Origin of the sequence: Sphingobium sp., from assembly GCF_033795625.1 — a bacterium.
Lineage (GTDB): Bacteria > Pseudomonadota > Alphaproteobacteria > Sphingomonadales > Sphingomonadaceae > Sphingobium.
The window spans coordinates 1-10,791 of the sequence record NZ_JARYGI010000064.1; the positions used below are offsets into that span (position 1 = coordinate 1).

8 protein-coding genes and 1 pseudogene are annotated in these 10,791 nt (G+C 58.9%); 4 read left to right on the forward strand and 5 right to left on the reverse strand.

Annotation, left to right across the window (positions count from 1 at the left end):
- The 5 genes and pseudogenes from QHC67_RS18160 to QHC67_RS18175 all read right to left on the reverse strand — a co-directional run.
- On the reverse strand, positions 1 to 338 hold a 338-nt coding region (locus tag QHC67_RS18160; RefSeq protein WP_319296484.1), incomplete at its 3' end, for a helix-turn-helix domain-containing protein.
- A 690-nt stretch (positions 339 to 1,028) separates the two neighbouring features.
- On the reverse strand, positions 1,029 to 1,922 hold the full coding sequence (locus QHC67_RS18165) for an MOSC domain-containing protein (RefSeq protein ID WP_319296486.1): 894 nt from the start codon (positions 1,920 to 1,922) through the stop codon (positions 1,029 to 1,031).
- 79 nt (positions 1,923 to 2,001) lie between these two features.
- Positions 2,002 to 4,278 carry a TonB-dependent receptor gene (locus QHC67_RS18170; RefSeq protein ID WP_319296489.1) on the reverse strand — a complete coding sequence of 759 codons (2,277 nt, stop codon included), beginning with the start codon at positions 4,276 to 4,278 and terminating at the stop codon, positions 2,002 to 2,004.
- Positions 4,279 to 4,358: 80 nt separating this feature from the next.
- Positions 4,359 to 4,817: an MOSC domain-containing protein gene (locus QHC67_RS19270; RefSeq protein ID WP_413818573.1), complete on the reverse strand. Its 459-nt coding sequence runs from the start codon at positions 4,815 to 4,817 to the stop codon at positions 4,359 to 4,361.
- A pseudogene (locus QHC67_RS18175) lies at positions 4,816 to 5,368 on the reverse strand (transposase); the annotation flags it as partial. The pseudogene QHC67_RS18175 and the gene QHC67_RS19270, both read right to left, overlap by 2 nt.
- A 442-nt stretch (positions 5,369 to 5,810) precedes the next feature.
- Here QHC67_RS18175 and QHC67_RS18180 point away from each other — a divergent pair.
- The 4 genes from QHC67_RS18180 to QHC67_RS18195 all read left to right on the forward strand — a co-directional run bounded on the left by QHC67_RS18180 (position 5,811) and on the right by QHC67_RS18195 (position 10,726).
- Positions 5,811 to 6,323, forward strand: a complete 513-nt coding sequence (locus QHC67_RS18180) for an RNA polymerase sigma factor (protein ID WP_319296492.1) — start codon at positions 5,811 to 5,813, stop codon at positions 6,321 to 6,323.
- Between the two features lie 109 nt (positions 6,324 to 6,432).
- Entirely contained in the window at positions 6,433 to 7,404 is a 972-nt protein-coding gene (locus tag QHC67_RS18185; protein ID WP_319296495.1) for a FecR family protein, read from the forward strand.
- A 190-nt stretch (positions 7,405 to 7,594) separates the two neighbouring features.
- Positions 7,595 to 10,024 (forward strand): TonB-dependent siderophore receptor, encoded by a 2,430-nt coding sequence (locus tag QHC67_RS18190; RefSeq protein WP_319296497.1) that lies wholly within the window; start codon positions 7,595 to 7,597, stop codon positions 10,022 to 10,024.
- A 288-nt stretch (positions 10,025 to 10,312) separates the two neighbouring features.
- Positions 10,313 to 10,726 carry a PepSY-associated TM helix domain-containing protein gene (locus QHC67_RS18195; RefSeq protein WP_319296500.1) on the forward strand — a complete coding sequence of 138 codons (414 nt, stop codon included), beginning with the start codon at positions 10,313 to 10,315 and terminating at the stop codon, positions 10,724 to 10,726.
- Positions 10,727 to 10,791 lie beyond the last annotated feature (65 nt).

The following is a 10,791-nucleotide window of genomic DNA, read 5'->3' on the forward strand; positions in this document are numbered from 1 at the left end:
AGCCGCCAGCGGACAACTCCATGGATCGCCGGGATCGGGCCGCTTTCAACAATCTCCGCCAGAACTTGGCGCTGGGCTTCGTTCAGCAAGGGAGGCTTGCCCGGCGCCTTGCCATCGAGGAGCCCATCGGGACCTCGGGCATTGAACCGCACAACCCAGTCCCGCACGATCTGCAACGTCACTCCGCCGATACGCGCTGCATCGCTGCGGCTCCCGCCATCATAAATTTCCGCCAATGCTAGCAGCCGTCGACCCTGGTTCGCACTCCTCGTCGCGCGCGCCAGTCGCCTCAAACCCACCGCGTCAAAGTCGTTCCGCATTCCGATCGCTGCACCCATGACCGTGCCCTCCAACCGGAAGCCATAGAGTCAGAGTTTCGCCCCTTTGGGAATCCCTCTCGTGAGTCAGCATCATCGGAGGTTGGTATTACTGGCATCTTTCAGAGATGCATGGTGAACGGCTGGATGGCAGGGAATAAGGTGAGGAGCAGACCAAAGACTTTAGCATCGCCAATCGCCAAAATTGACCTATAGCCGCCTGTCATAACCGAACGCGCGACAAGGCAATCAGGACCGTGCGCGAGATGCAGGGGCATCTGCGCACCCTGACCAACAGTTGCCGCGTGCTGATCGACGCATACGTCAAGGGTAAGGTTTGTTACACAGACAGCGGTCCGCGGAACCTTCGGTGAACGATATCAAAGCCCAACGACTGGCGCGTGAGCGCTCGGTAGAGCGTTGCATGATGGCCTTTGAGGAGCTTCGCCGCTTCGCGCACCGACGTACCTTCTCCGTAAGCGTGTTCTGAAGGCCGCAGCTTAGGCAGTTTGAGAGATCGGCCCCTGACCGGCGGGCTGCCAGTTCCATATGTGGACGGCTCCCTCTTGCAAGGGCTGAACGGAAAATTGTAGCGAAGCAGCCGACTGGTGACGCTGAGACATTGTCGTGAGAGTGCTGCCTTTCCGGCCCATATCCCTTCCGGTCATTTTCTCACCATCTTCCTCCGGAAGCCGCCCGCATTCAGCATTTTCACATTTGAAGGCTCAACGAGTCTCCTACGCGCACCTCGCCGGCTTGCGCAACATCGCAATAGACGGCGATGCACTGCTTCATCTCACGAACGATAGCGCGCGTTATGCGGCTGTCTCTTTTTATTCCGCCATCCTGCTCGGCGGCGATGACGGTACAGCGCGGTGCATCCATCACTACGTCGAAGGTGGCCGAGCCGATGCGAACAGTCCTGCCCAGCCAAGCATGCTCAAGAACACCTTCGTTGGCGCCATCGTCGTGGAGCAGGATGTTAGGCCGAAACCTGCGCACGTCCAAATCCACGTCAGGCACGAAACTCTGAAGGCGTCGAATAGAGGATGTCGTCAGGATTGTTATCGAAAATGCGTCAAAATGGGTACCCCGCGGCGCGCCAAACTCAATCAACTCCTTCATCAGACCCGGAGGAATCCCGCTTAGGTCAGGTAGCGGCTCGCCGGGTTCGAGGCCTAAGCGTTCGCGCATGCTGGCCTCTCGCGTTGCCGGGTCTTCCTGGCCTGCCGTCGGACGCAGCATCTCGGGGTCCGGTTTCAGTGGCACCAGCGTAACTTGGCGACCCAGTTCGTCGGACAGCCTCCGATGGATAGCTGGATCATCGGAGTTGACCACTGCACCGCCCGGCAAGGTAATGGCGACATGCGGCACAAGGCCTGCGTCGGTGTCGGGAAGATAAGCGGCGGAGCACATCAACAGGCGTGGAATGAACCGCGCGCCGCGTATCACCATCGCCTTCTCATCGCGCACCGCCCAACCACGATCATAGGTAATGCCGCGACTTCCGATAGCCGCGAACTCCATACGATGACCGCCCATGGACTTCACAGGATAGCGCCAGATTTGGCTGACGAAGAGCGGGCTGAGTTCAGGTCGCATCATCTCGTCCTATCTTTTCAAAGCAGACCGGCGCCCCCGGCAAAGGATCGCTGCCCTTGGCGTCGGCCGCACTGGTTCATGGTCAGAAGCTGCGCGTCAAGGTCATGCCGATCTGGCGTGGTGGACTGATCGAGCCACGATCCACCTCCCGGGCACCTGCAGCATACTCGGCCTGGGTGAGCAACAGGAAGCTGAAGTCGGAAGCCGCGCTGAAGGACCAAGTGTTCGTCAGATTGCGGCCCCACATTAGGATGCGTGTGCGGCGGTCAGGAAAGCGATAACCAATTGAGGCGTTGACGATCCCTTTTTTAGCCGTGTGCGACTCAGCGAAGGACTGGTTGTTGAGCGCGCCAACGGCGAAATTGCTTGCCCACTGGGAGGTCAAATCCGCAGTGAGATGGCCTGCACCGATGTCAGTATTGTAATGCCCGCCGACAGTGATGTCATGCTTGGGTGCATAGGGCGCATTATTGCCTGTGCAATCGATTCCGGACGCACATCCACTGAACGAGACGAAATAAGCGTCGGTGTAGGCGTAGTTCGCGGTCATGTTGAATTGGGGCGAGAGCCTGAAGACGGATTCGACCTCGACACCCTTGACTCGCAATTTGCCAGCATTCGTATCGGTCAGCGCGCCGTTAACGAGATTGCGGACCTGCAGATTGGTCGTATCTGCGTGATAGGCCGCGATATTGAGATCTAGACTATCCAGAAGGCGCAGCTTAGCGCCCAGTTCGTAGCTCGTCGACTTTTCGGGTTGCAGGGCGATCCGTGCGGCAGCGGGCGTCCTGCCCGTCAGTGACCAGCCTCCGCCTTTGAAGCCCCGAGATACGCTGCCATAGAACAGTAAGCCGTCATGCGGCTTAAACTCAAGTATAGTGCGTGGGGTAAACGCGTTCCATGTTTCGCGCAGATCGGTTACGCTGTAGGGCGATCCGTAGAAAACGGTGAAGCCGTCGTGTATCGTCGCGGCTTCTTTGTGCTCGATAGTGTACCGACCTCCCAAAGTGAGAGCTAAGGTCGGCGTAAAGCGATATTTGCCTTCTAGGAAAACTGCTCCACTGCTTACTTTCGATATGCCATCGACAATCTGACGCTGGAGTTGCCCGCCGGTCAAGGTCGCAAGGCGCATGTTAGGCACGGTGCCGTCAAAGCCGAGGTGAATCGTCTTCTGCAAGCGCTCGTAGCTCAGGTAGACACCTCCGACATATTGGAAGCGGTCGTCGCCCTGCGAGGCGATCCGCAACTCTTGGCTATACTCCTCTTCTTTGCTGTCGTTGATGCTTTCAACGTTCGTCAGGTTCGAGGAGCTATCGCCGTCATCGACATAGTTGGTCTTAAGGTGGCGAAAACTGGTGATGGAAGTGAGCTTGGCGGGGCCAAGGTCGGCGTCAACCCGCGCCTGGGTAAGCCAGATGGTCCTGGCGTTGGTTCCGTCGAGATTGTGACAGACATCCCAGTTGGTCTTGCGGATCGCATCGCACCTCGCGTTCTCCGCGCCTTCTCCGACCATACGATATGCGGCCGAATTGCCATTCTCATGGAAGTACTGACCCATTAGGCCGATAGTGATCGCGTCATTGGCTTCCCATGTGAAGGTCGGCCGCAGAGCAATGCTGCGCTGATTTGTGAGATAACCGCCGGTCGTCCTGTTGGGAGAATAGCCGCCGATCAGCTTGCTGCTATAGGCGAGGCGAAAGGCGCTCGTGTCGCTCGTCGCCAGATTGAAATAGCCTTGGCTATCGATGCCGGGATCGCGGGCAGGCGAGTAATGCGACAAGGTGACATTAATTTCGCCCGAAGTATCGCCAACGCGCGCCTTCTTGCTGGTGATTTGAATTGCGCCGCCAACGACGTTGCGTCCAAACGTTGTGCCCTGTGGACCGCGCAAAACCGCGAGTTGTTCGAGGTCGAAAAAGTCCGACGCAAAAGAAGCTAGCGTCCCGAAATAGATATCGTCCTGAAAAATGGCGACGGGGATGTCGAGATGCGGCGAGTCGTTGGTCGTGCTCTGCGCTCGGATCACTATGCTAGCGGTGCTGGGTCCTTTGGTGCTGATAAATGCGGCGCCGGGCATGATCGCGGGGATATCGCTGAAATTGGTGATACGCATGTCCTTCACCGCCTCGCCAGTTAGGGCAGTAACTGCGATGGGAACATTGCGAAGGCTTTCGCTGCGCCTGGTAGCCGTAACAACAATGTCGCCGCCTCCGGAGCCTTCAGTTACGGTAGAAGCCGCCTGATCGACAGCCTCTCTCGTTTCTGCCACTTGCGCGTGGATTGAGGGCGACCACAGACACGTAGCTGCAGTGCAAAGCAGTCCGGGAACTCGTCTCAAGTTTACAACGCTAAGTCTCATGATTCACCCCTTATATGTTGAAGTACTTTCATGCTTCTCACCCGCGTTTATTATATTTTTGTTGTTATACTCCCTAAATATTATGCTTCTTGACGAAAAATGAATTCTCCGAGTTTGACAAAACCCGGTCTCTTAACGTCGCAGTAAACGCTAAGAGCCTGCTTCATTTCTTTGACAATGGCGCGCAATATTGGTGAGTGGCGCGGAATATCGGCGGCTTGCTCTGCAGCGATCATCGTGCACCGCGGTGCCTCTCGAACGACGGTAAACTTTGCTGATCCGATTCCGACGACGGCTCCAATCCAGTCGCGCTCCCGAACATCGTCGCGCTGCGCATCGTCGTCGATTAGAAGGTTAGGGCGGAATCTCCGGACGTCCAGTAGGACGTCAGGCACGTATTTTTGCAACTTTCGAATTGAGGACGTAGTCAAGATATCTATTGTAGCGGCATCGAAGAATGTACCCGGCGGCGGCCTTTTTTCGTTCCCTGCGCGAAGTGACATAGGCGTCGGTAAGCGCCAGATCGCGGGCCAGATCATCGTCAAGGACGGCCAGATATTCGTTTCACAGCATGATTGGCCGCCTCAGGCGGCAAAAGTTCATCTCCTCGAACCCCACGCTGGCGATTGGCATCAGCGGCGATGAGGCTGGCATCGACGGCGAAGCCTTCGCCGCCGACCGAGCCCTCCAATATGCAGCGCTTCACCGTCTTCTCAAACAGCGTGCGCAGCAAATCACTGTCGCGGAACCGGCCATGGCGGTTCTTGGAAAAGGTCGAATGATCGGGCACATCGCCTTCCAGTCCAAATCTGCAAAACCAGCGATAGGCGAGGTTGAGATGCACCTCATCGCACAGCCTGCGTTCCGAACGGATGCCCATGCGGTAGCCAATAAGCAGCATCCGGATCATCAGTTCCGGATCAATCGATGGTCTACCGGTCTCGCTGTAATAGGACCGCAAATGCTCGCGGATCCCAGGCAGATCGACGAACCCGTCAATCGATCGCAGCAGATGGTCTGTCGGCACATGCCGTTCCAGGTTGAAGCTGTAAAACAGCGCTTCCTGTGCCACCGTCCGCTCGCCCATCATCGGCCCGTCTCCGTCCCGTACGAACAGTGAATCAGACCTCGCAAACTACTTCAAGCCAGAGTTTTTCAACACTATCAATCGATAACGGACGGTCGGCTGTCAGGATTCTCAGGCGGGACGGCTCTCGTCTGATTCTGGGGCAACTGGGACTGTCGTGAATCACATGAATCTCAGGCAGTCGTCACTCGGTTCCGCCGAAAATCCGGCGCGCACGGAATTGCGCGGTCCTGTGATCCCGTGGAATGTCCGAAAATCACTGTCGGGTTGAGAAAGCGTCCGACAATGCCGGTGGCGGGGTTTCCCGTCAGGGGGCATCGGCGCCGATCTGGCACCTGGCCGCGACCGCCAGCATGGACCGGCGCGTTTCATATGTTTTCCGACAAAGGTCGTGTACCGATCGGTAGTTGCGAATGGCTCGCAACATGCGTTAAAGGCGTAGTCAATGCCGACCAACGCCCTTGTCCTGTCTCGCATGCTGCTCGTCGAGCGCCCGTCGCTCCTGCGGCTTGCGCAACGCATCGTTGGCAGTGCACCGGCAGCCGAAGACGTGACGCAAAGCTTATGGTTTCGTGTCCAGCGGATCGAGGATGATCCGCCGATCGTCAACAAGCGGGCCTTTCTATATCGGCTTACGACGAACCTCGCGGTCGATCAGCTTCGCGCCGATCGTAGGCATGGCGCGCTGTTTGAGGCCGGAGGACTGCCCGAGGATGTCCCCGATGACCTCCCCTCGTCCGACAAGGCATTACTCGACCGCGAGAAGCTCGACGCGTTGATGGCTGCGCTTGGTGAACTGCCGCCGCGCACACGGCAGGTCTTTGTCATGCGCAAATTCGATGAGATGCCTGTGCAGGAGATCGCCACGCGCCTCGGGCTGTCCCGCAGTTCGATCGCCAAGATGATGCAAAGCGCACTGCTCCATTGCGACGCGCGCCTTCATGGCGAGCCTGAATGAGCAGACATCTTTGCGGTGCGATTCCACATGTGCTGGTTTCAAACGTCATAAACTATGAGAGACCTGTGCTGTCGAATGCCTCGGGCTACGACAGGGAAAGGGACGATGTGTGGCGGCTGAACAACGCATTCCAGAGGAAATAAGGCAGGAAGCTGCGCGCTGGATCGCCGAACGTGACGCCGGCCTGCTGACACCAGGGGACGAAAAGGCGAGGGCGGCATGGCTCGCGGCCGACCCGCTGCACGCGACCGCCTATGCGCGCCTTGAACGCACCTGGAGTACGATGGGCAGCGTGCCGGTCAAGGCGGAGATACACAGGCGATCCACGGTGCTACCGTTCCGCTTGCCTGCACGGTCCCGGCAATGGCTGGGGGGTGCAGTCGCCGCCTGCCTGGCGCTGGCGATCGTGGGGACGGCGCAGGATTGGCCGACGCGGCTGCGTGCCGACGCCATGACCGCGACAGGCGAGCGGCGCGAGGTGGTACTCACCGACGGTTCGCGGGTCGAACTCAATACCGCCAGCGCCATCATGATCGACTATCGCAGCGAGCGACGCATCATCCATCTATTGAAAGGCGAGGCGGCATTCACTGTCGCCGCTGATCGAACCCGGCCTTTCACGGTCGAGGCTGGAGACGGCGCGACCACGGCGTTGGGCACGCGCTTTATCGTACGGCGCGAGGGTGCGGACACCGATGTTACCGTGACCGAGCATCGCGTGCGGGTGGCCCGGGCGGCTGAAGCCGCGACGCCCGCCTGGATCGCTATCGTCAGCGAAGGCGAGGCATCACGCTACGGACCGGGCGGGATCATTGCCCCTCATGCTGTCGACATCGACGCGGCGGCTGCATGGACGCGCGGCCGCCTGGTGCTTGTCGATCGACCGCTCGGCGACGTTGTGGCGGAGCTGAACCGCTATCATCGGGGCTATATCCGCGTTGTCGGGGAGGCTCTGGCCGAACGTCGGTTCAGCGGTGTGCTTCCGGTCGATGACCCTATCGGATCTCTCGATGCTATCCAGCGCTCGCTGGGGATCAGCTCGACGCGCATCACCGACCGGCTGATCTTCCTCCACAGCTGAAGGGAACTCACGGAAGAAAGGCCATCCTCATTTCCACATCGGCGTTTGCCAAACGTCATAGTAATGAGAGGCACTCGCAACTGTCGTGTGCCCCTCCTTGGTTCATGATGTGCGGGGATGACAGACAGTGATGATTTCTGGAGCAGAACGGGCGCTTTCAAAAGGTTTTCGCGGGATTATGGCGTCAGCGATGCTGACGACAACGGCTCTGGCCGCAGGCGTGGTCATCATGCCGGTTGTAGTGCATGCGCAGTCGGCGCAGAGCTATGATGTTCCAGCAGGGCCGCTCGCGGTAGCGCTCAATCGCTTCGCAGAGGCGTCCGATATTAAGCTGTTCTACTATGCCGCTTTGACCAACGGCCTGTCCAGTCCACGTCTCAAGGGTAGCTTTGGGCCGGCAGAAGCGCTCTCGCACCTGTTAGCCGGATCCGGCCTCACGTTCCGCCAAACCGGCCCTGACGCCTTCACACTCGAACGCGCACCCACATCAGCGGACAGCGCGATCCAGCTTGGGCCAGTGCGTGTCGAGGGGGCCGGCGAGGCCGGGGGGTCCGCCGCACTCGTCAGTCTGACCCGCGACCGTTCGGCAACCGAGGGAACGGGATCCTATACCATGAACCGGCCGACCAGTTCGGCTACCCGGCTGGACCTGACCCTGCGCGAGACGCCGCAGTCTGTGACCATCATCACGCGTGACCGGATGGATGATTTCGGCCTTAAGAATATCGATGACGTCATGCGCCAGACACCCGGCATCACGGTCGCTGCCTACGATTCAGATCGTACGATGTATTATTCGCGTGGGTTCTCGATCAACAACTTCCTCTATGACGGGCTGGTCTCGAACCACCGCAACATCGGCTATGCGGCCGGCAACACAACCAGCGACATGGCTATCTACGACCGTATCGAAGTGCTCAAGGGCGTCAGTGGCCTGACCACCGGCGTGGGTTCGCTCGGCGGATCGATCAATCTGATCCGCAAGCGGCCAACGACCGAATTTCAGGGAATCGTAGAACTGAGCGCCGGAAGCTGGGACAATTATCGCGGGCAGATCGACGTCGGCGGTCCGCTCACGGCTGACGGCACGATCCGCGTGCGCGGGGTGGCTGCGTATCAGGACACCAATTCCTTCATGGACCGCTATAGTAGGCAGACGCTGGTATTTTACGGCATCGGCGAGATCGACCTGTCGCCTGACACCATGCTAACGGTCGGCGCGGACTTTCAGGACAGCCGCCCGGAGGGTTCGACATGGTCCGGCACTTACCCACTGTTCAACGCGGCAGGCGGGCTGAACTCAGTGCCCCGAAGCTACAGCAACGCGGCGCGCTGGAGTCACTGGGACCAGTCAACGCGCACGATCTTCGGCCGCGTCGAGCATGATTTCGGGAATGGCTGGACCGGCAAGCTGCAGCTTGAGCGCAAGGTCAACATGTACGATGCGCCGCTCGGCACGATCCAGGGTTCCTATCCCTATAGCGACGGCAGCGCGGCCATCTATTCCGCCTTCTATGGCGGCAAGACGAGGTCGAATTCGCTCGATCTCCAGGCCAAGGGTCCGCTGCATATCCTGGGCGGTGAGCATGACCTTGTCGTGGGTCTGTACGCGTCGCGTTCGCGGTGGAGAGGCAACGGCGACTGGAGCACGCCAGCGGACTATGACGGAACCGTCGCCGATTTCTACAACTGGGACGGCAACATCGCCAAGCCCACCTTCGGGCCTTGGGACCAGGTCATCGATGATATCACCAAGCAGTTCGGAGGCTACATGACCGCGCGGATCGGCCTGTTCGAAGGCTTCAAGCTGATCGCCGGTGGCCGTCTGATCACTTATGATTTCGATGGGCGCGGAGCAACGATCAAGGTGAAGAACCGCCTGACGCCTTATCTCGCTGCGACATACGAACTCACCCGGAACCTCTCGGTCTACGCCAGCTACGCCGATGTCTTCATGCCGCAGGACCCCTGGGTCGTTGATCGCAACAACCGGATTCTCGATCCCAACAATGGGAAGAACTACGAAGTCGGCCTGAAGGCTTCGTTCCTCGATAACCGGCTGAACGCAAGCGCCGCCTATTTCCAGGTGCATGAGAGTAACCGGCAGGGCTATGACGACATCTACAACGCCAGCCCGACCAACCCCGCCGTCGACTGGGCGTATATCCCGATCAAGGCCAAGACTAAGGGCTTCGAAGTGGAAGTATCCGGCGAGGTGCGTCCAGGCTGGCAGTTGCAGGCTGGCTATACCCACAAGGTCACCCGCGATTCTACCGGTGCTGAAGTATCCACCTTCGAACCGCGTGATCAGTTTACCTTCTATACCAGCTATAAGCCACAGGCCATCGAAGGGCTGAGTGTCGGCGGCGGATTGCGCTTTCAGGGCAAGAATTGGCAAGACGTCTACAATTCTCCACTCGGAGAATATCACAGGTTCAGCCAGAGCAATTTCGTTCTCGTCGACCTGATGACATCATACAATGTGAACAGGAACATCAGCGTCTTCGCCAACCTCAACAACCTGTTCGACAAGACCTATTTGACCAATGTGGGCTTCTATCAGTCCGGTGCGTTCGGGACGCCGCGTAGCTTCCTCGTGACAGCCAAATATAAATACTGACTGGATCGATCTGTTGCAGCATGGTCATATCAGCACAGCCGTCAGGTCCGTCGCTGCTATCGTTGTCGGATATGGGCTGGCATCGGCAGTTTCTGTCGTGGTGGCATCGCTTCTGCCGCTTGCGCGCGCGGAGGCGGTGCTCATCGGGACATATGCCGGCCTGCTGGCATATGTCGCCATTATCCTCTGGGTTTTCGCGGCCCCTCACATCAGATCGATCTGGGCCGTGTTTCTGGTCATGGCCTCGTTGCTTGGGTTGAGTTGGCTGCTCACCTTGGTAGTCAAAGCATGAGTGCCAGCGTCGTCGCTGTGTCCGCTATGGGACTGCGTCAATCCATGGCGTGGCTACACACGTGGGTAGGACTGTGGTTTTGCTGGCTTCTCTATGCCGTGTTCCTGACCGGCACGCTGGCTGTATTCGAAGAGCCCGTAACCCATTGGATGACGCCGGAGCATCATGCCAGCGAACCGGCGGTGGCGGGTACGAGGCCGGGGCCGGTCGATCGTGAGCGCCGCCTCACGCTCGGCGCCGGGTTTCTGGCGAGGAACGCGCCTGACGCATCCTATTGGGAAATCTGGCCTGCCGACCGCAATCAGGACAACGCCCTCTTCAGCTACTGGCTGGACGCCGAAGGGGCGCATGTGGCGACGCAGCTGGATCCCGAAACCGGCAAGCCGGCGGTCGTTGAAGTGGACTTGTAACGGTTTTGTGCCGGTCACCTATCTCATTATGCCACCTTGGCTTCGAACGCGAGTGGGCTGATGCC

What these genes read in the sequence shown, in the direction of transcription:
- QHC67_RS18165 (WP_319296486.1), bottom strand. Translation starts at nt 1,922, where the DNA reads ATGATGCGACCTGAACTCAGCCCGCTCTTCGTCAGCCAAATCTGGCGC.
- QHC67_RS18170 (WP_319296489.1), bottom strand. Translation starts at nt 4,278, where the DNA reads ATGAGACTTAGCGTTGTAAACTTGAGACGAGTTCCCGGACTGCTTTGC.
- QHC67_RS19270 (WP_413818573.1), bottom strand. Translation starts at nt 4,817, where the DNA reads ATGATCTGGCCCGCGATCTGGCGCTTACCGACGCCTATGTCACTTCGC.
- QHC67_RS18180 (WP_319296492.1), top strand. Translation starts at nt 5,811, where the DNA reads ATGCCGACCAACGCCCTTGTCCTGTCTCGCATGCTGCTCGTCGAGCGC.
- QHC67_RS18190 (WP_319296497.1), top strand. Translation starts at nt 7,595, where the DNA reads ATGCTGACGACAACGGCTCTGGCCGCAGGCGTGGTCATCATGCCGGTT.
- QHC67_RS18195 (WP_319296500.1), top strand. Translation starts at nt 10,313, where the DNA reads ATGAGTGCCAGCGTCGTCGCTGTGTCCGCTATGGGACTGCGTCAATCC.